This is a genomic window from Kutzneria buriramensis (assembly GCF_003387475.1).
GTDB classification, from domain to species: domain Bacteria; phylum Actinomycetota; class Actinomycetes; order Mycobacteriales; family Pseudonocardiaceae; genus Kutzneria; species Kutzneria buriramensis.
On record NZ_QUNO01000010.1, the window covers coordinates 316,295 to 338,255 of the forward strand.

At 70.5% G+C, this 21,961-nt stretch carries 20 protein-coding genes and 1 riboswitch; of the genes, 15 read left to right on the top strand and 5 right to left on the bottom strand.

From position 1 onward, the window contains the following. Nucleotides 1–2: 2 nt before the first annotated feature. Together BCF44_RS29215 and BCF44_RS29220 are read right to left on the bottom strand one after the other, a co-directional pair. A complete protein-coding gene (locus BCF44_RS29215; protein WP_147328676.1) occupies nt 3–2,789 on the bottom strand; it encodes an AfsR/SARP family transcriptional regulator in 2,787 nt (928 codons plus the stop codon). Between the two features lie 5 nt (nt 2,790–2,794). Further along, complete coding sequence (locus BCF44_RS29220; protein ID WP_116177737.1) at nt 2,795–4,006, bottom strand: alpha-hydroxy acid oxidase; 1,212 nt, start codon at nt 4,004–4,006, stop codon at nt 2,795–2,797. 98 nt (nt 4,007–4,104) lie between these two features. Between BCF44_RS29220 and BCF44_RS29225 the strand changes: the two genes are divergently transcribed. Both BCF44_RS29225 and BCF44_RS29230 read left to right on the top strand, forming a co-directional pair. Beyond that, complete coding sequence (locus BCF44_RS29225) at nt 4,105–5,061, top strand: TrmH family RNA methyltransferase (RefSeq protein ID WP_116177604.1); 957 nt, start codon at nt 4,105–4,107, stop codon at nt 5,059–5,061. A gap of 6 nt (nt 5,062–5,067) precedes the next feature. Next, entirely contained in the window at nt 5,068–5,787 is a 720-nt protein-coding gene (locus BCF44_RS29230; protein ID WP_116177605.1) for an MgtC/SapB family protein, read from the top strand. 14 nt (nt 5,788–5,801) lie between these two features. Here BCF44_RS29230 and BCF44_RS29235 read toward each other — a convergent pair whose 3' ends face one another. After that, complete coding sequence (locus BCF44_RS29235; protein WP_116177606.1) at nt 5,802–6,410, bottom strand: class I SAM-dependent methyltransferase; 609 nt, start codon at nt 6,408–6,410, stop codon at nt 5,802–5,804. Between the two features lie 101 nt (nt 6,411–6,511). On the opposite strand from BCF44_RS29235, the gene BCF44_RS29240 reads away from it, so the two are divergent. The 4 genes from BCF44_RS29240 to BCF44_RS29255 are packed head-to-tail and all read left to right on the top strand — an operon-like array spanning nt 6,512 to nt 11,882. Further along, nucleotides 6,512–7,708, top strand: coding sequence for a bifunctional glycosyltransferase family 2/GtrA family protein (locus tag BCF44_RS29240; protein WP_116177738.1), 1,197 nt, complete (start codon nt 6,512–6,514; stop codon nt 7,706–7,708). Next, entirely contained in the window at nt 7,705–9,744 is a 2,040-nt protein-coding gene (locus tag BCF44_RS29245; protein WP_116177607.1) for a glycosyltransferase family 39 protein, read from the top strand. The genes BCF44_RS29240 and BCF44_RS29245 overlap by 4 nt, the downstream gene beginning before the upstream one ends. A gap of 35 nt (nt 9,745–9,779) precedes the next feature. After that, nucleotides 9,780–10,874 (top strand): DNA glycosylase AlkZ-like family protein, encoded by a 1,095-nt coding sequence (locus BCF44_RS29250; RefSeq protein WP_116177608.1) that lies wholly within the window; start codon nt 9,780–9,782, stop codon nt 10,872–10,874. 15 nt (nt 10,875–10,889) lie between these two features. After that, nucleotides 10,890–11,882: a helix-turn-helix transcriptional regulator gene (locus BCF44_RS29255; RefSeq protein ID WP_116177609.1), complete on the top strand. Its 993-nt coding sequence runs from the start codon at nt 10,890–10,892 to the stop codon at nt 11,880–11,882. Here the strand turns inward: BCF44_RS29255 and BCF44_RS29260 are convergent. Together BCF44_RS29260 and BCF44_RS29265 are read right to left on the bottom strand one after the other, a co-directional pair. Next, on the bottom strand, nt 11,852–12,601 hold the full coding sequence (locus tag BCF44_RS29260) for a sugar isomerase domain-containing protein (RefSeq protein WP_116177610.1): 750 nt from the start codon (nt 12,599–12,601) through the stop codon (nt 11,852–11,854). The genes BCF44_RS29255 and BCF44_RS29260 overlap by 31 nt on opposite strands. A 74-nt stretch (nt 12,602–12,675) precedes the next feature. Continuing rightward, nucleotides 12,676–13,212, bottom strand: a complete 537-nt coding sequence (locus BCF44_RS29265; RefSeq protein WP_246015675.1) for a precorrin-8X methylmutase — start codon at nt 13,210–13,212, stop codon at nt 12,676–12,678. Between the two features lie 79 nt (nt 13,213–13,291). Further along, nucleotides 13,292–13,464: riboswitch (cobalamin riboswitch) on the top strand. A gap of 53 nt (nt 13,465–13,517) precedes the next feature. Here BCF44_RS29265 and cobM point away from each other — a divergent pair. The 9 genes from cobM to BCF44_RS29310 all read left to right on the top strand — a co-directional run bounded on the left by cobM (nt 13,518) and on the right by BCF44_RS29310 (nt 21,938). Further along, nucleotides 13,518–14,354: a precorrin-4 C(11)-methyltransferase gene (cobM, locus tag BCF44_RS29270; protein WP_211353274.1), complete on the top strand. Its 837-nt coding sequence runs from the start codon at nt 13,518–13,520 to the stop codon at nt 14,352–14,354. Further along, entirely contained in the window at nt 14,351–15,124 is a 774-nt protein-coding gene (gene cobJ / locus BCF44_RS29275) for a precorrin-3B C(17)-methyltransferase (protein WP_116177612.1), read from the top strand. Before cobM ends, cobJ begins: the two co-directional genes overlap by 4 nt. Beyond that, nucleotides 15,121–15,942, top strand: a complete 822-nt coding sequence (gene cobA, locus BCF44_RS29280; protein ID WP_116177613.1) for a uroporphyrinogen-III C-methyltransferase — start codon at nt 15,121–15,123, stop codon at nt 15,940–15,942. Before cobJ ends, cobA begins: the two co-directional genes overlap by 4 nt. Beyond that, on the top strand, nt 15,929–16,591 hold the full coding sequence (locus BCF44_RS29285; protein WP_116177614.1) for an energy-coupling factor ABC transporter permease: 663 nt from the start codon (nt 15,929–15,931) through the stop codon (nt 16,589–16,591). The genes cobA and BCF44_RS29285 overlap by 14 nt, the downstream gene beginning before the upstream one ends. Before the next feature lie 73 nt (nt 16,592–16,664). Beyond that, nucleotides 16,665–17,441: a cobalt ECF transporter T component CbiQ gene (cbiQ, locus tag BCF44_RS29290; protein ID WP_116177615.1), complete on the top strand. Its 777-nt coding sequence runs from the start codon at nt 16,665–16,667 to the stop codon at nt 17,439–17,441. Then, nucleotides 17,372–19,132 (top strand): CbiX/SirB N-terminal domain-containing protein, encoded by a 1,761-nt coding sequence (locus tag BCF44_RS58990; protein WP_147328677.1) that lies wholly within the window; start codon nt 17,372–17,374, stop codon nt 19,130–19,132. Before cbiQ ends, BCF44_RS58990 begins: the two co-directional genes overlap by 70 nt. Nucleotides 19,133–19,136: 4 nt before the next feature. After that, nucleotides 19,137–20,213, top strand: coding sequence for a hypothetical protein (locus BCF44_RS57850; protein WP_246015677.1), 1,077 nt, complete (start codon nt 19,137–19,139; stop codon nt 20,211–20,213). A gap of 89 nt (nt 20,214–20,302) precedes the next feature. Then, nucleotides 20,303–21,109 (top strand): SAM-dependent methyltransferase, encoded by an 807-nt coding sequence (locus BCF44_RS29305; protein ID WP_246015678.1) that lies wholly within the window; start codon nt 20,303–20,305, stop codon nt 21,107–21,109. A 7-nt stretch (nt 21,110–21,116) separates the two neighbouring features. Beyond that, nucleotides 21,117–21,938: an SAM-dependent methyltransferase gene (locus BCF44_RS29310; RefSeq protein ID WP_116177740.1), complete on the top strand. Its 822-nt coding sequence runs from the start codon at nt 21,117–21,119 to the stop codon at nt 21,936–21,938. Nucleotides 21,939–21,961 lie beyond the last annotated feature (23 nt).

The following is a 21,961-nucleotide window of genomic DNA, read 5'->3' on the forward strand; positions in this document are numbered from 1 at the left end:
GCTCACTCGTGGACGGTCAGCAGCTGCATCCAGTCCTCCACGCGGATGGTCGAGCCCATCGCGGTCGGGTCGAGAGTGCGCTGAACGACGGCGGCGCGGCGGAGCACCTCGGTGGCTTCCGTCCGCCGCCCCAGCGCGAGGTGGCAGCCGCTGATCCGCAGCAGCACGCTGACCTGATCCGCGTACGCGCGGAGCTCGCCGTACACGTCGGCCGAGTGCTGGTGGGCCGAGATCGCCTCCTCGTGCCGGCCGAGGTGCGCGAACGCCTCGCCGAGCACCTCCCACGCGCCGACGAGTTCAGCACGGTCGTTCGCCGGCAGCAGGACGAGCGCCTCGAACACGAGCGGGATCGCCTCTTCGTCCCGGCCGAGCAGCGTGTAGTACCTGGCCATGGCCGTCGTCGCGACGCCGACACCGGGCGCCCACCCAAGTTCGCGGAACAGGTCACGAGCGCGTGTGGCATGGTCGAGCGCCCGCTCGGGGTTGTGCTCAAGCTCGTCCACCCACGTGTACTGGCGCAGCGTGTATGCGACCTCAGCGGTACTCCCCCACTGCTCGAACAGCGCGAGCGCCTCGTCCATGTGCTTGCGGGCGGCGGCGTAGCTGCCGAGGCGGCAGTCGGCACGGGCCAGCGCGCGGTGCGCGTACGCCATGCCGGACGGGTTGTCCGCCTGTTGCGCGGATCGCAGCGCGATGTGGTTGGCATCGGCGAGGTCGTGCCAGTGCTGCTGACGGTCCTGGAAGTGCCGCAGCGCCCAGGCAAAGCGCCACACGTGCTCGTGCAATCCGTTGGCCGCCATCATTTCGAGCACGCGCATCACCGACGGCTGTTCGGCGACGTACCACCGGACCGCCTGCGCCTGGCTGTCGAGTTCGGCCGGCACTACGCCGTCGACTGTCTCGTACAGCGTCGGCAGGTCGCTCTGCGCCGACATCAGCCGCGTGGCGCTGTCGGCGGTGACCATGTAGTGGTCGGCGAGCCGCCGGAAGGCGTCCTCGCGCTCGGCGGTGGCCTCCAGCAGCTCGGTCGCGTACGCACGGAGGAGGTCGTGCCAGCTGTAGCGGCCAGGCGACGACTCAGTGACCAGGTGCACGTCCGCGACCTCACGCAGCAACGCGGCGGCCTCACGAGCCGGTACTGCCGCCAGGCTGGCCGCGGCGTGCACGCCGACGGTCGGTCCAGGATGCAGTGCGAGCAGTCGGAACAGGCGTGCCGCACCGTCCGAAAGCGACGTGTACGACGACCGCAGCACCGCCCTGATGTCCACGCTCGGGTCGGACGCGGCGAAGGCATCCAGCGAGAATCCCGGGCCGAACAGCGACGCCACGATGTCTGCGAGCGGGAACCCGCCGGACTGCGCGAGGATCCGCGTGCTCACGATGGACAGTGCAAGGGGCAGCCGGGCGCAGTGGTCGACTATGGCGACGGTGGCCGCTGGTTCGGCCTCGATGCGCTCCGCGCCGATCCGCCGCGACAGCAGTTCGACGGCGTCGTCACGGGTGAGCAGGTCCAGTGTGATGGGCCGCGCGCCGGTCGCGGCGACGACACCGTCGAGGCGCCCTCGACTCGTGACGACGACGAGCGAACGCGAACGCCCCGGCAGCAGCGGCAACACCTGCGCCGACTCACGCGCGTTGTCGAGCAGCAGTAGGCAGCGGCGATCGGCGAGCAAGCTGCGGTACAGGCCGAGACGCGCCTCCGGCTCCGCCGGCACCTGCGCGGCGGGCACGCCCAGCGCCTGGAGGAAGTCGCGCACGGCGTCGTTCGGATCCACTGCGACAGGGTCATAGCCACGCAGGTTCACGTACAGCTGGCCGTCGGGGAATCGCGCGCCGACCTCATGCGCCAGGTGCAGAGCGAACGCCGTCTTGCCTACACCGGCCATGCCCTGCACCACGGTCACGACCGTGCGGTCCGGGGCGTCGCCACCAAACGGCAGACCGCGGCGCGCCTCGGCCAGCGCGGAGGAGCGCCCTGCGAACACGTGCAGGTCCGACGGCAGCTGCGCAGGTGACACCACCGGCGACACCCGTCGGACCGGCGCTTCCAGCGACGGACAGCCGTTCAGCATGTTCCCGTGCAGCGCCCGCAGCCGCGCGCCGGGATCGACGCCCAGCTCCTCGCGCAGCTGCCGCCGCACCTGGTCGTACGCCAGCAACGCCTCCGCCTGCCGCCCCGTCCGGCACAGCGCGAGGATCAGCAGCTCGTGCACGGACTCGCGCAGCGGCTCCGCCGCAGCGAGCACCTGGAGCTGGTCGACGATCTCGCTCTGGCGGCCGAGGTCCAGCTCGGCGCGGAACATGTCCTCCAACACGGTCAGCCGCCGCTGCCGCATACGCGCCCGCTCCGCGTCCACGTACTCGCCGGGCAGGCCGGCCAGCGCCGTGCCCTGGCACAGCGCGATCGCCGTGCGGAACAGGCGCACGGCGTCCTCGGGCCGCGACTCCTCCAGCGCGAGGGCCGCGTGGTCCACGAATTCCTGGAACTTGCCGACGTCGGTAGCTGTCGGCGGCAGGTCGAGCCGGTAGCCGGAGTTGTCGTGCACGAGCAGCTGCTGGTCGTCGCCGAGCGCACGCCGCAGGCGGTGGACGTACGTGCGCACCGTGGCGACCGCCGACGTCGGGGCGTCCACGCCCCACAGCGACCCGGCGATGTCCTCCGGCGACAGCGGCTTGCCGTCACTGAGCAGCAGCATCGCCAGCACGGCCCGCTGCTGCGGCGGCCCGAGCGGCACTTCCTCGCCGTCCCGCCAGCCGCGGACGGGTCCCAATAGTCGGAATTCCCACACGGCGGTTACCGCAGCCGCGCGTGGCTGGGACGGAGGTCGGCGACGGCGCGCACGCCGAGTAGTTGCATGGTTCGCACGATCTCTTTGTGCAGGATGTCGACAACTCGTTGCACGCCACGTTCGCCGCCGGCCATCAGCCCGTACAGATAGGCCCGGCCTATCAGGCAGAGGTCGGCGCCCATCGCCGTGGCCGCGACGATGTCCGCGCCGGACAGGATGCCGGTGTCCAGCCACACCTCGGCGTCCGCCTTGACCTGGTCGACGACCTGGGGCAGCAGCTCCAGCGGCGTCGGCGCGCGGTCGAGCTGGCGGCCGCCGTGGTTGGACAGCAGCACGGCGTCGGCGCCGTGCTTGACGACGTCGCGGGCGTCGTCGACGTTCTGGATGCCCTTGACGACGAGCTTGCCGGGCCAGGCCGCACGCACCCAGTCCAGGTCGTCGAAGTTCAGCGTCGGGTCGAACATCGAGTTGATGAGCTCCTCGACGGTGCCGCCCCACTCGGTGAGCGATGCGAACGTGAGCGGCTCGGTCGTCAGCAGGTTGAACCACCACGCCGGGTGCAGTGCACCGTCCACAAAGGTGCGCAGCGTCAGCGCCGGCGGAATCGTCAGGCCGTTGCGCACGTCGCGCAGCCGCGCACCGCCGACGGGTGTGTCGACGGTGAGCATGACGGTGTCGAAGCCGGCGGCCCACGCCCGCTCCAGCAGCTCACGGCCGGCGCCCTTGTCGCGCCACACGTACAGCTGGAACCACTTGCGCGCGTCGGGGGCGGCCGCCGCGACGTCCTCAATGGACGTGGTGCCCATGGTCGACAGTGCATACGGAATGCCGACACGCTGCGCGACTTTGGCGACCGCCCGCTCCCCCTCGTGGTGCATCATGCGCGTGAAGCCGGTCGGCGCGAACGCGAACGGCAGTGCGCTCCGCTTACCCAGTACCTCGACACTGGTGTCCGGGTCGGCGACGCCGCGCAGCACGTTGGGCCGGAACTCGACACGGCGGAATGCCGTGCGCGCACGGCGCAGGCTGTCCTCCAGCTCAGCGGCACCGTCGGTGTAGTCGAACACCGCGCGCGGCGTACGCAGGCGTGCGGCGGTGCGTAGGTCGGCGATCGTGTTCGCGGCCGCTAAGCGCCGCTCCGTCGGGTCGAGCACGAACCGCCTCGGTCGCAGCAGCTGTGCCAGCTCGCGCGGTCGCGGCAGACGGCGTTCGGTCACGGCGCGCACCATCCTCGTATGTACCTGGCCTCCCTGGTTCAACTCAGCCTAGGCGGCCTGCCGCCCGTGCTGCTCGACCGGCAGATACGGTCGTCGCCGTGCCAGCAGTCATCGCATCGCTCAAGGACGACCACCTCCAGCAGGTCAGGGCCCTCGCCAGCCGTACCGGCCGGGCCGAGGCGGGCGGCTGCCTGCTCGAGGGCGCCGCCCTGATCACCCAGGCGGTGGAGGCCGGCGCGACGCTGCGGTTCGCGCTCGCGGCCGAGGGCGCCGCCGACTCGGTGATGTCGCTGTTGGCCACGGCCGGGGTGCCGGTGCTGATGGCGAAGGAGTCGGTGCTTCGGCAGGCGGTGCGGCTGAATCGGCCGGTCTCCTGGTTGGCGGTCGCCGAGCTGACCTTCGATGTAGGCGACGAGCAACCGTACGGGGATTTCGCCGTCGTCCTGGACCGCGTGCTCGACCCCGGCAATCTGGGCACGATCGTGCGGACGGCCGTCGGACTCGGCGTCGCCGACATCGTCTGCACGGACGATGAGACGGATCTGACGAGTCGTCGCGTGCTGGACGCCTCGCGCGCGGCGGTGTTGCGCGCACGACTTCGGCGTTATGAGACGCCGGCCGAGGCGGTGCGTGACCTCCGCGAACGTGGCTTCGAAATCGTCGCGACATCCGGCCACGCCCGCACGCTCCAGGGGGCGACGCCGCTGAGCGGCCGGCCGGTGGCGCTCGTCGTCGGCAACGAAACCGACGGCGTCGGCGACGAGGTGCTGGCGTTGGCCGACCACGTTGTCCGCATCCCGATGTCCGGCGAGGTGGAGTCGCTCAACGTCGGCGTGGCCACCGGCATCAGCGTGTACGAGCTGCGGGCCCTCATGTCGCTGGCCTCGCTCGGCGGGACCCTGGCCGCAATCGCCGCAACTGTCTCCGACCTGCGGAATTCCGGGTCCGTGGGAGAGAATGCTCAGGAACGGGCGCTGGCGGGTTTCAGCGAGGCGGAGAGGGAGCAGCTCGGCGATTTCCTCCGGCGGGTGCGGGACAATTTCCGAGAGGACTAGCGGGCGATGAACGATCTGGTGACCTTCGGTGAGCCGACCGGCCAGGGCTGGACGCAGATCATCGAGCTGGCCACCGCGCTCGTGCTGTGCTCGCTGATCGGGCTCGAACGCGAACTGAAGCAGAAAAGCGCCGGCCTGCGCACGCTGACGCTTGTCGGGCTGGGCGCCGCGCTGTTCCTGCTGATCAGCAAATACGGATTCACCGACGTGCTCGTCGAGGGGCGAATCGTCCTCGACCCGTCCCGCGTCGCGGCGCAGATCGTGTCCGGCGTCGGATTCATCGGGGGCGGCCTGATCTTCGTCCGGCAGAACATCGTGCGCGGGCTGACCACGGCCGCCGTGGTGTGGGTGAGCGTCGCGGTCGGCTGCGCCTGCGCCGCCGGCCTGCCGCTGCTCGCGGTGTTCGTCACGGCGGCGCATTTCCTTGTGGTGTACGGATATCCGCCGCTGCTCCGGCTGCTGACCCGCTCCCGGCCGGCGACCACCGTGGTGCGCGCCAGCTACCGGGACGGTGAGGGCGCGCTGCGCGACATCCTGGAGCTGGTCACCACCTCGGGGTACGTGGTCGAGAACGCCTCGACCAACCGCAACGAGTCCACCAAGGTCATCGACCTGCGGCTGCGGCTGACCGGGCCGCGCCAGCTGGCCGCCGTGCTGACCGGCTTGTCCGAACAGCCCGGCGTGCTGTCGGTCGACACCGGCGAGGAGAGCGACGGCGAGGAGTGACCACGCCGAGTTGATCAGCTTCGGGGTCCTGTGGCGAGCACCCGGTAGCCCTTGTCGGTGGCGATCCGCTCGGTCGCGTGCCCCTGCTCGGTGAGCCACTTGGCCAGCGAGTCGGAGCCCAGGTTCTTCTGCACCACCAGGTACGCGACGCCGTCGGGCCGCAGCCGGGCGAGCCAGGTCAGCAGCAGCTCGTGCAGGGCGGGTTTGCCGATGCGGATCGGCGGGTTCGAGTAGATCGCCGCGAACCGCGCGTCGGCCGGCACCTCGTCGGGCAGCAGGCAGGTGACGGTCGTGACACCCGCCGCCTTCGCGTTGGCCCGGGCCAGTTCCAGCGCGCGGGTGTTGACGTCGACGCCGGTGATCCGCCGCTGCGGGTAGCGCTTCGCGAGCGTCAGTGCGATCGGGCCGTAGCCGCAGCCGACGTCGAGCAGGTCGCCGTCGGCGGTCGGCGCGGGCGCGTGGTCCAGCAGCACCTTGGTGCCGGGGTCGAGCTGCTTCGGCGAGAACACACCGGCGTCGGTGGTCAGCGTCAGCGTCAGGTCGGACAGCTCGACGGTGAGCAGCCGTGGGTCGCTGACCGCGTTCGGGTCGGCGGTGAAGTAGTGCTGGTGCTGCTCGGTCACGTGACGATGGTAGCCAAGGGTCACTCCACCCGTGGGTGGAGCCGCCGGTTCCATCCGCGCGCCGATGTGCCGGGGCCGTCGCGTCCCTAGCGTTGGTCAGCATGAGGGGAATGGTCGACACGATCACCGTCGAGGTGGTCGTTCCGGTCTACAACGAGCGTCGCGCGCTGCCCGGCTGTGTCCGGGTGCTGCACGACTTCCTGGACGAGAACATCGACCAGGACTGGAAGATCACGATCGTCGACAACGCGAGCACCGACGGCACCAGCGATGTCGCCATGGACCTGGTGCACGACTTCGACCGGGTGGGCGTGATCCGGTTGGACCGCAAGGGGCGCGGGCATGCGCTGCGTACCGCGTGGCAGCGCAGCACGGCGGATGTGGTGGCGTACATGGACGTCGACCTGTCCACCGGGCTGGACGCGCTGGCGCCGTTGATCGCGCCGCTGGCCAACGGGCACTCGGACATCGCGATCGGATCGAGGCTGGCGGCGGGGGCGCGGACGGTTCGGGGACCGCGCCGCGAGCTGATCTCCCGCTGCTACAACCTGGCGATCCGGCTCTCGCACGGCGCACGGTTCTCCGACGCGCAGTGCGGGTTCAAGGCCGCCCGGCTGGCTGCGGTGCGTCCGCTGCTGGACAAGATCGAGGACGACGGCTGGTTCTTCGACACCGAGCTGCTGTTGTTGGCCGAGCACAACGGTCTGCGCATCCACGAGGTGCCGGTCGACTGGGTCGAGGACACCGACAGCCGGGTGCAGGTGGCGAGCACGGCCTGGGACGACGTCAAGGGGCTCGTGCGGGTCGCGCGGGCGAAGGCCAGCGGCCGGGCCACGGTGCCGGGACTGCCTCGGCGACCGGAGCCCCGGCCCGCCCACCCGGACGCGATCGTGTCCACACGGGACAGCAGAATGGCGTCGCAGTTCCTGTTGTTCGCGATCATCGGCGTGATCTCGACGGTCGCCTACGCGCTGCTGTACTCGCTGCTGCGGGGCAGTTTTCCGCCGTTGGCGGCGAACCTGGTGGCATTGACGATCACGACCGTGTTCAACACCGAGGCCAACCGGCGGGTCACATTCGCCTCCGGCGGGCAGTCCGTGGCGCGAATCCACGTGCAGGGGCTCGTGGTGTTCGCCGCGTACTACGCGCTGACCTCCACCGCGCTGCTGGGATTGCAGTGGCTGGTGTCGAATCCGTCTTGGTGGCTGGAAATTCTCGTTCTGCTGGGCGCATCGGCGGCCGGCACCGTGCTGCGCTTCATCGCGCTGCGCCTCTGGGTCTTCAAGGAGAAGTCATGACGGCCAGGTGGCCGAGATGGGCGCTCGGCGGCATCATCGCGGTGGCCGTCGTGCTGTACGGGTGGGCCATCGGGGCCGGTGGCGACTGGGGCAATCCGTACTACGCCGCGGCGGTTCGATCGATGTCCGGCGGGCTGACGAACTTCCTGTTCGGGTCGCTGGACCAGGCCGGTGTGATCACCGTGGACAAGCCGCCGCTGGCGCTGTGGCCGCAGGTGATCTGCACGTGGATCTTCGGCTATCACCCGTTCGCGGTGCTGCTGCCGCAGGTTCTCGAGGGCGGGGCGGCCGTGTTCCTGTTGCACCGCACGGTGCGCCGCTGGGCCGGCGAGCCGGCGGCGCTGATCGCCGCGGCGGCCCTGGCGGTCACGCCCATCACAGTGGCGATCAACCGTGACAACAACCCGGACACCCTGATGGTGCTGTTCCTGATCGCCGCCGCATGGGCGTTCACGCGGGCCGTGGACGCCGAGCACCGGACGCGCTGGATGATGTTGTCCGGCCTGTTCATCGGGCTCGGCTTCACCACGAAGATGTTGCAGGCGTGGGTGGTCCTGCCGGCGTTCGCCTTGGCGTACCTGGTCGGCGTGCGGATTCCCTGGCCCCGCAAGCTGTTGGACCTGGCCGCCGCCGGCGTCGCGGTGATCGCCAGCTCGCTGTGGTGGGTGGTGCTGGTGTCGCTCTGGCCCGGCGCCAAGCCGTTCATCGGCAGCAGCGGCACCGGTTCGGTGTGGGATCTGGTGATCGGCTACAACGGCATCGGGCGCGTCGCCGGCGGCTCCGACAAGGCGTCGGAGTTCGCGACGATCCTGTCGATCGTGCTGTTCGGCGGCATTCCGGGACCGACGCGGCTGTTCAATCCGTTGCTGGGTGGGCAGATCAGCTGGTTGCTGCCGCTGGCGCTGCTGTCCCTGGTCGCCGTGATCTTCGGCCGACGGGTCGGGTCGACGGCCGGTCGCGCGGGATGGTGGCTGTGGGGCGGCTGGTTGATCGTCGCCGGGCTGGTGCTGAGCTTCTCCATCGGCGCCTTCCATGCGTACTACACGACGATGCTCGCGCCGCCGATCGCCGCCCTGACCGGGGCCGGGCTGGTGCTGTTGTGGCGCTGGTACCGGCGGCCGATCGGCGCGTGGTGGCTCGCGTTGCCCTTGGCCGCAACGGTTTCCGCCGGGTGGGCGTGGGTGCTGATCGCGCGGGATCCGGCCTGGAACGGCTGGTTGCGGTACGCCGTCGCCGTCGTCGCGGTCCTGGCCGTAGCGGTGCTGGTGGTGGCTCGGTTCGCTCGCGGCGTCCCGGAACCGGTGGTGAGCCAGTCCGCTGACAGCGGATCGGACCTCGGTGAGTCGGAGGAAGCCCATTCCGCGGTCGGTGCATCGGATATCCCTGAGTTGGAGACGGCTCGGTCCGGTCACGGTCGGCTGGGGGTCGCGGGTGCGCTGCTTGCCGTGGCGACCGTGCTCCTGGCGCCGGCGGCTTGGTCGGTGGCAACCGCTGTCGAGCCGTCGAATTCGTTCATGGGCACGACCAATGCGACCGCGGGACCGTATGTGATGCCGCCGTATCTCGTCGGGCTCGGTCCGAAGGCGCAGCCCAGCATTCGACGGGCCCTGAATCCACTCATCGGCAATCAGGCCACCGACGTGACCATGACCGCCGCCCAGCGCGCGATGCTCGATTACGCCGTTGCACATGGGCACACGCCGATAGCCATGGCGGTCGAGGGCGGCGCGATTGTCGCCAGCAATTACCTGGTGCTTTCCGACGCCCCGGTGGTCGTGCTCGGCGGATTCGAGGGCGCAGACCCCGCACCGACCACCGATGAATTGGCTTCCTGGGTACGTGAGGGCCGCGTCCGATTTGTCGTCTCGCACACCGCGCCACCATCGACGAAGATCGACACGGGAAATCCGGCGAGCATCTTCGCCTCGATCGGCGGCCCGAACGAGGCGGCGCGGATCACCTGGGTGCAAGGCCACTGCAAGCCGGTGCCGGGACTGGGCGGCGACGGGGACGCGCTGTTCGACTGCGGTTCCTGACAGCAGATGGCAGTCTTTCGGGTGATGATGGCGGCGTGACCACGAACGTCAGCCGCGACCAGGTGCTCTGGTACCGGGTTCGCCAGCACGGCCTGCTCCGCGACAGCGAGGAGCCGGCCGTGCTGGACATCGGTCTCCAGGACACCCAGGCGGGCTCCGCCCAATTGGCGCTGGCCGCCCGCACCACCGGCCCCGTCAATCTCGACGAATACGAGATGGCGTGGACGTTGCGCGGTGCCCCGCACCACCACCGTCCCGGCGAACTTCGTCGACTTGCCGGTGAACTCTGGCCATGGAGCGACGCCGACGCGCAGGCCCGGCTGATGTGGCCGAAGGCCCGGACGGTGACCGACGGGCTGACCGCGATGGAGACGTACCGGCTGGTCGCGGAGTCGATGCGCAAGGTCGTCACGAAGCCGATGACCAAGGGTGCAGCGAGCACCGAGGTCACCAAGCTGGTGCCGGCCGGTCAGACCCGAGCCTGCCCTGCGTGCAAGTCGACACATATATATGAGCAGCCGTTCCGGCTCGGCTCGCTCGCCGGTGGCCTGCGGCTGCGCGCCGGCGACACCGGCCTGCTGCTGGAGCCGCTGCCCAAGCGCGGACCGATTCCGACGAAATCCACCGATCCGCACGGACTGGTCCACCGCTACCTCCGCTTCCTTGGACCGGCGACGCCCGCCGAGGTGGCGAAGTGGCTCGACACGTCGACGGCGAACGTGCGCGCCGTCTGGCCCGACGACCTCGCCGAGGTCACCGTCGACGGTCGACGCGCATGGTTGCCGAAGGGGAATGTCGACGAACTTCTCGATTGCGACCGCGTGGACCTCGTTCGTCTGCTGCCGGCGATGGACCCGTTCCTCCAGGCGCGCGACCGCGACGTGCTCGTGCCGGACAAGGCGGAGCAGAAGGCGCTGTGGACGATCCTCGGCAATCCCGGCGCGCTGCTGGTCGACGGTCAGATCGGCGGCATGTGGCGGTCGCGGGTGGTCGGCAGGAAGAAGTTGGAGGTGACGGTCACTTCGTTCGACGACGTCATCGACCCGTCGACCCGCGACGGTGTGCAGGCCGAGGCGGAACGGATCGCCGAGGTCCGCGGAGTGCCGACGGCGGTCGTCCGGTACGCCTGACCGACAATGCCGGGTATGCGCGCGAGCCGGTTGTTGTCCACTCTGCTGTTGCTACAGACGAGGGGCCGGATGACCGCGCAGGAGCTCGCCGACGAACTCGAGGTTTCCGTCCGCACCGTCTATCGCGACATCGAGTCCCTGTCGGTAGCCGGCGTGCCCGTCTACGCCGACCGCGGCCCGACCGGCGGCTACCAACTGCTCGACGGTTATCGAACGCGTCTGACCGGGTTGACCACCGACGAGGCCGACTCACTGTTCCTGGCCGGCATGCCCGGACCGGCCGCCGAACTCGGCTTGGGCACGGTCGTGGCGACGGCCGAGCTGAAGATGCTCGCCGCGCTGCCGCCCGACCTGCGGGCGCGGGCCAGCCGCATCCGTGAACGCTTCCACCTCGACGCGCCGGGCTGGCTCCGGGAGGCCGACGAAGTTCCGTTTCTCGCCGAAATCGCGGATTCCGTCTGGAACGAGCGGATGGTCGAGATCCGGTACCGCCGGTGGAAGACGCCGCGCGAGGTGACCCGCCGGCTCGCGCCCCTCGGCGTGGTCCTCAAGGCCGGGACCTGGTACCTCGTCGGGCTGGCCGGCGACGAGCCGCGGACGTTCCGGGTGTCGAACGTGCTCGGTGTGCAGGCCCTCGACGAGCGTTTCGACCGTCCCGCGGATTTCGACCTGGCCGCCTACTGGCAGGAGTGGGCCGACCAGTTCGAGGTCCGGATACGCGGGGAACGCACCCGCGTACGGCTGTCACCCGAAGGTGTGAGGGCGCTGCCGTATTTCATGGGACGGTCAGTCGCGGACCAGGTGATGCCGACACTGTCCGAACCGGACGCCGACGGCTGGATGGAGGCGGTGGTCCCGGTCGAGACGCTCCGCCACGCGCACGCCGAATTCCTCCGGCTCGGCGCCGAGGTGGAGGTGCTCGAACCCGCCGAACTGCGCGAGATGGTCGCCTCGACCGTCGGTAGGCTGACCGGGTTCTACGGGTCGCGCCGAACTCGGCCGGAGTAGTGGTCCTCGAGCGCATTGTTGTGCTCGTCGCCGCCGGGGATGTTCGCCGACAGGTACACCGGCGGCCGGTGGCCGGCCGCGAGCAGCCGGGCGCAGGCGTCGGCGACCATCATCTGGGCGGCGAACGCCGAGGTGATGGAGGAGATCGCGCAGACCTTGCCGCCGTCGGGCATCGGCAGGAGCGTGTCGCCGAACGGTCCGCAGTTGTCGATGACCACGTCGGCGTAGTCGTGGAGGTGCTTGCCCGACGGATGCCGCGAGTCGACGGCGGTGGCGTGCTCCATCGACGTGAAGGCGATCAGCCGGTGACCACGCTCCTTGACGAGCGAGGCCATTTCGACGATCGAGCCGTTTCCGCCGGAGTTGGAGGCGACGACGAAGAGGTCGCTCTCGCGTGGCTCGGCGAGTTCATACACCCGGTGCGCGATCGCCGGGTCGCGCTCGCTGTGCCGGTCGAGCGCGTCGGGCGGGGCGTCGCCGTAGGTGACGATGTCACGGAGCGAGAGTCGGTTGGTCGGGATCAGGCCGCCCGCCCGTCCGGCGATCTCCATCACCAGCGCCTGCGAGTGGCCGGTGCCGAAGGCCTGGACCACGCCGTCGGCCAGCACACAGTCGGCCACCAGCGCCGCCGCGGCGGCGATCGGCTCGCGCTGGGTGGTGACCAGTCGGTCGATCACTTCCCGGGCCGCCGACACGAACTCGCCCTGGCCGATGGACATGCGCCACCCCTCTTCGTCAGCAACTTTCCGTGACAGCCGGTGTCACGTTAGTGGCAAACCGGGGTGTGGGTGGATCAGAGATACAGCAGCGCGTTGACGGCCGCCGTCGCCAGCGCCGCGCCGCCGCGCTCGCCGCGGTTTGTAAGGGCAGGCACCCCGAGCTCGCGGACCGCCCGCTTCGCCTCGACCGCGCCGACGAACCCGGCCGGCAGCGCGATGACCAGCGCCGGCCGAATCCGACCGGACCGGCAGTGCTCGACCAGTTCGGTGACGATCGACACGTCCTGACCGAGGGCCCACACCGCACCGACCGGTGCTTTTCGTACGAACTCCTCGATTCCGTCGGCCGTCTCCGCGATGACGGCGGCCGGCCGGCTGGTGATGCCGACCGCGACCATCCGCACGTCGGCGATCAGCGGCGCGCCGTCGGCGAGGGCCTGCCGCCCGGCGACCAGCGCCGGCTCGTCGACCAGCAGGTCGCCGGCCCAGGTCGGGTCGGCGGTGGTGTGCACGAGCCGCTCCACGACCGCCCGCGACAACGGCCCCAATCCGGTGGTGTCGACGCGGCGGCGGAGGATTTCGTACGACTCCGACTCGATCGGATGAGGCACTCGCGGCACGTCGGAACTTCCCCTCGGCTGGACTGTTTCACACCGTAGTCGGCGGTGTCGGCGCGCCGGGACGTCAGTTAACCTGCTCCGCGAGCGTGGTTACGGGAAGCCGGTGCGAATCCGGCGCGGTCCCGCCACTGTGACCGGGGAGTTGTCCCGCAGAGCTACAGCCACTGGGCGCGTGCGCCTGGGAAGGCGCGGCGACGGCGGCGATCCGGGAGCCAGGAGACCGGCCACGCGACCGACATGCGTCGCACGGAGGATGTGATGGCTGGCACTGCGCCGCGCCTCGGGTGGTCCCCGAGGTGAGCTCGCCCGGGATGATCTCCTTCGTCGGCGCCGGCCCCGGCGCGGCGGATCTGATGACCTTCCGCGGCGCCGACCGGCTGGCCCGGGCGGACGTCGTCGTGTGGGCGTCGTCGCTGGTGCCGGCCGAGGTGCTGACGCACGCGAACCCGGCGGCCGAGCGACACGACTCCGCGGGCATGACGCTGGAGGACGTGCTCGAGGTCTACGCCGGCCACCCGGACGCGAACATCGTCCGCCTGCACTCCGGCGACCCGACCGTGTACGGCGCGATCGGCGAGCAGATCGCCTGGTGTCGGCTGAACGGCCGGCCGTACGAGATCGTGCCGGGCGTCGGCTCGCTCGGCGCCGCCGCGGCGGCGATTGGTTGTGAACTGACTTCACCGACGGTTTCGCAGTCGATCGTGTTAACACGCCTCGCCGGCGGTCGGACGGCCGCGTCGATGCCGGACGGCGAGACGGTCGCCTCGTTCGCGTCGCACCGCACGACGATGGCCGTCTACCTCTCCGCCCAGCGCCCCGAGCAGCTACAGGCCGAACTGCTCGCCGACGGCGAGGGCTACTCCCCCGACACTCCGGCGGTTGTCGTCGCGAAGGCGACGTGGCCGGACGAGCGGATCGTCCGCACGACGGTCGGCGAGCTCGCGGCCGAACTTCGAGCGTCCGGTATTCGGACGGCCGCCTTGGTGCTCGTCGGTGAAGCGCTCGACGATGGTCGCGAAGTCCAACGGACCAGGTTGTACGACCCGGCCTACTCGCACGGTTGCCGTCGACGGTCGACCGAGGGCAGCACGCACGGTCGTCCCATTCCCGTCGAAAAGCGGAGGCTGCCATGACCGGCGTGCTCACCGTCGTCGGCCTCGGCCCCGGCGACGCACGACACCGCACACCGGCCGCGACCACGGCGATCGCCGACGCCGAGGCCGTCTACGGCTACGCCGCCTATATAGAAGCGTGCGAGGACATCCTCCGGCCCGACCAGATCGTCGTCCGCGGCCGGATGACCGAGGAGAAGCTGCGCGCGGAGCAGGCCGTCGACGCTGCGGCCGGCGGCCGGCGGGTGGTGCTCGTGTCGTCGGGCGACGCCGGTGTGTACGGCATGGCGACGTTGGCGTTGAGCAATGCGTACGAAATCGAGGAATCCGTACGACCTGCCGTCCATGTGCTGCCGGGCGTCACCGCGGCGCTCGCGGCCTCGGCGCTGGTCGGTGCCCCGCTCGCGCATGATTTCGCCTGCCTGACGTTGTCGGACCTGCTGACTCCCTGGGAGGAAGTGGAACGCCGACTCCGGGCCGTCGCCGAGGCCGACCTGGCCATCGCGCTCTACAACCCCCGTTCCAAGGGCCGCCCCTGGCAGCTCGGCCGGGCCCGCGAAGTGCTGCTCGAACGACGGGCACCCGGGACGCCGGTGGCCCTGGTCACCGACATCGCCCGTGACGGGCAGCGCGTCGGGCTCACCACGCTCGCCGACCTCGACTGCGACGAAGTCGGCATGACCACCACCGTGCTGATCGGTTCGTCGACCACTCTGCGGTTCGGCGACTGGCTGGTGACGCCCCGGTCCGCCGCCGGCCCCCGATCCGCGGACGACCGGAGTGCCGGGTGACCGTGCACCTCGTGGGCGCCGGCCCCGGTGATCCCGGTCTGCTCACCTGCCGCGCCGTCGAACTCCTCAAGTCCGCCGAAGTCGTCGTCTACGACCGGCCGTCGATGGCCGACATCGTCGCGATCGCGGATTCCGCCGAAGTTGTGCATTGCGTCGGAAAAGCAGGAAGTCGTCCGGCGTGGCCGCAGGCCGACGTGAACCAGCTTCTCGTCGACCTCGGGCGGACCGGCCGCGACGTGGTCCGACTCAAGGCCGGCGACGCGTTCGTCGTCTCCCGTGGCGGCGAGGAAGCCGTCGCGCTCGCCGCCGCCGGCGTGCCGTTCGACATCGTGCCGGGCATCTCCGCCGCGATCGCCGCGCCAGCGCTCGCCGGCATCCCGGTGATGGTCCGCCAGGTCGCCACCACGCTCACGGTCATCGCCGGCAACGACGACCCCGAGTACCACCAGACCATCGACTGGGACGCCGTCGCCCGGGTCGGCGGCACCGTCGTCGTGCTCACCGGTCGGTCCGCGTTCCGGGACATCGCCGACAAGCTGATGGCCGGCGGTCTGGCGGCGGACACCCCCGTCGCGGCGATCAGCGCGGCGAGCCGGGACCACCAACGCACCGAGCTCGGCACGTTGGGATCGCTGCCGAACACGAGGATGCGGCCGCCGGTGACGTTCGTCATCGGCGAGGTGGCCGCGCTCGACCTGCTGGCGAGCGGACAGCCGTCGGTCGGACGACCTATCGGCAATCCATCGACCGAGCGGGTCGCCGACCAACTACTGGCAGCCGACGACGAACCTGTGGAGGGATCGCATGCACATTCCTGACGGGTTCGTGAACGCACCGGTCTCCATCGCGGGCGGCGTGGTCGCGGTGGCCGGCCTGGCGCTGTGCAGCCGGAACCTCGGACCGTCGCTGCGGGACCGGGACATCCCGCTGGCCGGCCTGGCGGCGGCGTTCTTCCTCGTGCTGGAGGCGCCGATCTTTCCCATCGGCGTCGGCACCGGCGGCCACCTGCTCGGCGGCACGCTGGCGGTCGCACTGCTGGGGCCTTGGCTGGGGCCGGTGGTGATCTCGGTGGTCCTCGTGGTCCAGGCCCTGTTCGCCGGCGACGGCGGCGTGACCGCGCTGGGGGTCAACGCCGTCAACATGGCGCTGATACCGGCAGTCGTCGGCTACCCGCTGATCCTGGGCCTGCGCAAGGTCCTTCCCCGCACGAAAATCTGGGTCGCCGTCACAACGGGCATCGCCGGCTTCGTGTCGGTGGTCGCCGGATCCATCCTGTACAGCCTGGAATACGCGGTCGGTGGCGCAACCGCTGTCCCGGCGACCACCGTCGCGGTGACGACGATCGGCACCTACTCGGTGATCGCTCTGTTCGAGGGCCTGGTGACGGGACTGATCGTGGCGGCGCTGCTGCGCCTCCGGCCAGATCTGGTACGGGTCGGCCGGCACCTGACGCGGGCGAACGCATGAGCGAGCTTGCGAGCGAATCATCCAGCGCAGCGCGTCCGCGAACGCGGACACCGAGCGCTAGCGAGGTGCCGCAGTGAGCGGAGCCGCCCACAATCCGGGCGCGGACCTGCTGATCCCGGCGGACACGCCGCTGCACCGCGCGGCCCCGCAGTGCAAGGTGGCGGCCACGGCGCTGTGCATCCTGCTGGTGGCCTGCACGCCGCGAGACCAGTTCTGGCCCTATCTCGGCTACGGCATCGGCCTGGCCGCGGCGGCCGCCATCGCCCAGGTGCCGGCGACGACGCTGCTTCGGCGCCTCGTGGTGGAGATCCCGTTCGTCTTCTTCGTGGTACTGCTACCTTTTCTCGCCACCGGCCCGAAAATCCACGTGCTGGGCATCCCGCTCGCGACGGCCGGCCTGGAGTCGGGGGCGTCGATCGTGCTGAAGGCCAGCTTCGGCCTGCTGGCAACGGGTGTGCTCGCGGCCACCACTCCGCTGCCCGAGGTGATCACCGGCCTGGAGCGGCTGCACGTCCCGAAGATCTTCACAGCGGTCGCCTCCTTCATGATCCGCTACGTCGAGGTCCTCAACTCCGAACTCAACCGCCTGCGCACGGCCCGCGCCTGCCGGGGCGCGGACACCCGCTGGCTGTGGCAGGCGAAGGACACGGCCCTGTGCGTCGGCGCACTGTTCGTCCGGGCCTTCGAACGCGGCGAACGCGTCTACCTCGCCATGGCGTCGCGCGGCTACGAGGGATCACTGCCGACGACACTGACGGGCGAGCCGGCGACCAGAACCGCTTGGGCGACGACGATGACCATCCCGGCGATCTTCGCCGCGCTGACCGCGACCGCATGGGCGACGGCATGACCGCGCCGGCGATGGTGCTGCTCGGCCACGGCAGCCGCGACTCCGACGGCGTCGACGAGTACTGGGCGCTGGCCGAGGCCGTGCGAAACGCGGCCCCGGACCTCAAGATCGGCTGCGGCTTCGTCGAACTCGCCGAACCGGGCGTCGACGAGGCGATCGACCGGCTGGTCGCCGAGGGTGCGCACGAAGTCGTCGTGGTGCCGCTGGTCCTGCTCGCCGCCGGCCACCTCAAGAACGACGGCCCGGCGGCGATGGCCCGTGCCCGGCAACGGCATCCGTCCGTCCACTTCAGACTCGCACGGGATCTCGGCATCGAGCCGACCCTGCTGTCGATCGCCGAGGAGCGGATCCGGGACGCGGCCGGCGACGCCGACCCGGAGAAGCTCGGCGTGGCGCTGATCGGCCGCGGCTCCTCGGACCCGGACGCGTGTTCCGACCTGTGGAAGGTCGGCCGCCTGCTGGCGGACAAGCGCGGCCTCGGCACGATCGAGCCGGGCTTCGTGTCCGTCGCCCGCCCGAACGTCGCGGAGGCGATGGAACGCTGCCGCCTGCTCGGCGCGACCACGATAGTCGTGAGCCCGTTCTTCCTGTTCACGGGCATGTTGGTGCCGAGAATCCACCAACAGGCGGGCGATTGGGCGGCGCAGCATCCCGAGATCACCGTGCTCGGCGGCGCCCATCTCGGCCCCGATCCGCGACTGGCCCGAATCGTCCTGGAGCGTTACCGCGAGGCGCTGCACGGCGATGTCCGGATGAACTGCGACCTCTGCACCTACCGCGTCCAGCTGCCCGGTTACGAGGACAAGGTCGGCCTGCCGATCTCCCTTACGCCACACGGTGACGAGCCCGCCCGCGGCAAACGGAAGGCCCGGCGGGCGATCCGCACGCCCGCCCCGGCGCCGACGGTCGAGATCAGGCGAGGCCGGTTCATGCCGTCCACCAAGGCGTCCGACGAACTGCCGGCGATCGAGATGCGCGGCGTCAGCTTCGACTACCCCGACGGCACGTCCGCATTGTCCACTGTGGATCTGACGATCGGCCGCGGCGAGCGGGTGGCCCTGCTCGGCCCGAACGGGGCCGGCAAGACGAGCCTGGTGCTGCAACTCAACGGCGTGCTCACGCCGTCCGCGGGCGAGGTCCTGATCAGCGGCACCGCCGTCGGACCGAAGACGCTCAAGGAGGTGCGCCGCAAGGTCGGCGTCGTCTTCCAGGATCCCGACGACCAGCTGTTCACCCCGACCGTCGGCCGTGACGTCGCGTTCGGGCCCGCGCATCTCGGCCTGAAGGGCGATGAGCTCAAGGCCCGTGTCGCCGAGGCACTGTCCTATGTGGGCCTCGCGGACCTGGCCGACCGGCCGCCGCACCGGCTCTCGCTGGGCCAGCGCCGCCGCGCCGCGGTCGCCACCGTGCTCGCCATGCACCCCGAGGTGCTGGTGCTGGACGAGCCATCGTCCAATTTGGACCCGGCGGCCCGCCGCGAGTTCGCGGATCTCGTCAAGCGCCTCGGCATGACCACCCTGCTGGTCACCCACGACTTGCCGTACGCGCTGGAATTGTGCCAGCGGGCCGTGGTGCTCGACCACGGCCAGGTCGTGGCGGACGGCCCGATCCGGGAGATCCTGGCCGACGCCGGCTTCATGAGCGCGCACCGGCTGGAGCTGCCCGCCGGCTTCAATCCCTTGGGAGGCTGACGAAGTGGCCCGCCTTGCCGCCCTGGTCGCCGTGCTGCTGCTGGCGCTGGCCGCACCCGCCTCGGCGCACGACGAAGACGCGCACACCCCGCCGGATCGCGTCGGCGACCTGCGCAGCGCGCTCATCGAGTCACCCCTCCCGCCGGGCGTCCAGTTCCAGGTGCTCCAGAACGGCGAAGCGCTGTGGCTGCGGAATTCCACTCGAACGGATGTCGTCGTCCTCGATCCTGACGGGGCGCAGCGCTACCAGGTCGGTCCGGACGGGGCGGCCGTCAACACCGCCCTCCCGACCGAGCCGACGCCGTCGGGCGACATCAGCCAGGACCCCGAGAAGCCGTCCGGCGACGCGGCGAAGGCGCCGGCGTGGCAACGCGTCTCCACCGAGCCCGAGGTGCAGTGGCACGATCACTACGCACACTGGGGTGACGCAACACTTCCGTCGCAGGTCCTGGCCGACCCCGACCACGAGCACCTGATCCGGGCCTGGCAGGTCGACCTCGTCTCGGACGGCAAGACCTATCAGGTGCGCGGCGAGCTGCGCTGGGTGCCGGGTCCGTCGCCACTGCCATGGATCCTGGTCACGGTGTCACTGGCGATCGCCGTGTCGCTGCTGGGCCTGGTCCGCCGCAGCCAACTCCCGCTGGCCGCGGCGACGGCCGTTCTCGTCGCCGCGAGCGCCACCCACGGAATTGCGACAGTTCTTGGTCGTCAGGCCGAGAATCGGTGGACTATTCTCGCGCACGAGTACCTGCCGATCGTGCTGGCCTGGCTGGTCGGCGCCGCCGCGGTCGGACTGCTGGCCGGGCGGCGCGCCACCGGACGATGGTTCGCCGCGCTGGCCGCGGTCGGCCTGGGCGCCCTCGCCCTTCTCCAGGATCTGCCGGTGTGGTGGAGCTCCTCCAGCGTCGTGGCGTTGCCGGCAGGTCTGGACCGCGCGCTGGTGTCGATCACAGCCGGTGTCGCGCTGGGCATCCTGGTCACGGTGCTCCGCACCCCGAACATCACCCGATCGGACGCTGTAACGGCGACGCAGCGAAATGGGTCCGCCCACGCCGACGAGGTTTTACCTCAAGGCAGGTAGACGCCCCGTCCCCGATCACTACACTCCCCAGGGCTACCACCGAAACACCAGGTGCGCGCCGTCGCCGCACCAGGACCCCGAGGTGCGCCGTGCTTGACCACCCGAGCTGGGCCCACACCTACATCGACCTCGACACGCCCAACGCCGCGCGGATCTACGACTACCTGCTCGGCGGCGCCACCAACTCCGCCGCCGACCGGGAGATGGCCCGCGAGGTCATCCGCGTGATGCCCGAGGTGGAGTACCTGACGTGGGCCAACCGGGCGTTCCTGCGCCGCGCCGTGCGGCATCTGGTCGCATCCGGCGTGCGCCAGTTCATCGACATCGGCTCGGGCATCCCGACCGCCGGCAACGTGCACGAGGTGGCGCAGGCGGCGGACCCCACCTGCCGCGTGGTGTACGTGGACCGTGAGCCGACGGCGGTCGTCCACAGTGAACTCTTGTTGCAGGACAACGAGTTCGCCGCCGTCATCCAGGAGGACTTCCGCCGCCCGGGCGCCGTGCTCTCCTCCCCCGAGGTGCAGCACCTGATCGACTTCGACCAGCCGGTCGGCCTGCTGCTGTTCGCGCTGCTGCACCACGTCGGCGACGAGGACGACCCGGCCGGACTGCTGTCCGTCTACCGGGAAGCGCTGCCCGAGGGCAGCTACCTGGCGCTGTCGCACTCCACGCACGAGGCCGAATCCGACCACATCCTCACCGTGTACGACCTGTACGCGGCCAATCGCACCCCGATCACGCTGCGGGGCCGGGCCGACATCGAGCGCATGATCGAGGGGTTCGAACCGCTGGAACCGGGCATCGTGCACGTGCCACGATGGCGTCCGGAATTCCCGGAGGACGCCGACCACACCGAGGAAGCCGCCATCTACGGCGTGGTGGCGAGGAAGCTCTGACGTGCCGATGCTGGACAGACCGGGCTGGGCGCCCAAGCAGATCGACCTCTCCCGGCCCAGCGCCGCGCGGGTGTACGACTACCTGCTCGGCGGCGGCTGCAACACCGCCGTCGACCGGGAACTGGCCAAACGCCTGGTCGACGCGATGCCGCAGGTGCGCGACACCGTGTGGCTCAACCGCAAGTTCCTGCGCCGGGTGGTGGCCTTCCTGGTCGGCCAGGGCATCACCCAGTTCCTGGACATCGGCTCCGGCATCCCGTCCGTGGGCAACGTGCACCAGCTGGCGCAGGGCCTCGATCCGGAGTGCCGCGTGGTGTACGTCGACAACGACCCGATCGCCGTGGCGTACGCGGAACCGTTGCTGCGGGACAACAAGCTCGCGACGGCGGTGCTGGCCGACTTCCGCTCGCCCGCGCAGGTGCTGCACGCGCCCGAGGTCCGCGCGCTGATCGACTTCGACCGGCCGGTCGCCGTGCTGACGCTGATGATGATGCACTTCGTGCCGGACGCCGCCGACCCGGCGCGGCTGATGGGTCGCTACCGGGATGCGCTGGCCCCCGGCAGCTACGTGGCGCTGTCCCATCCGAGCTTCACCGGCGCCGAGGGCGAGTTGCTCGCCGACGCGCAGGCCATCGGCGCGATCGTCGAGGACACCATGGAGCCGCTGTACCCGCGGACCGCCCACGAGCTGCTGCGGATCATCGCCGGCTTCGACCCGGTGCCGCCCGGCCTGGTGCACCTGCCGCTGTGGCGGCCCGACTCGGCCGCCGACGTCGGACGTCACCCGGAGAGTTCACTCGTCTACGGAGTGGTGGCGACGAAGCCGTGACGACGGGCTAATACACTGACCGC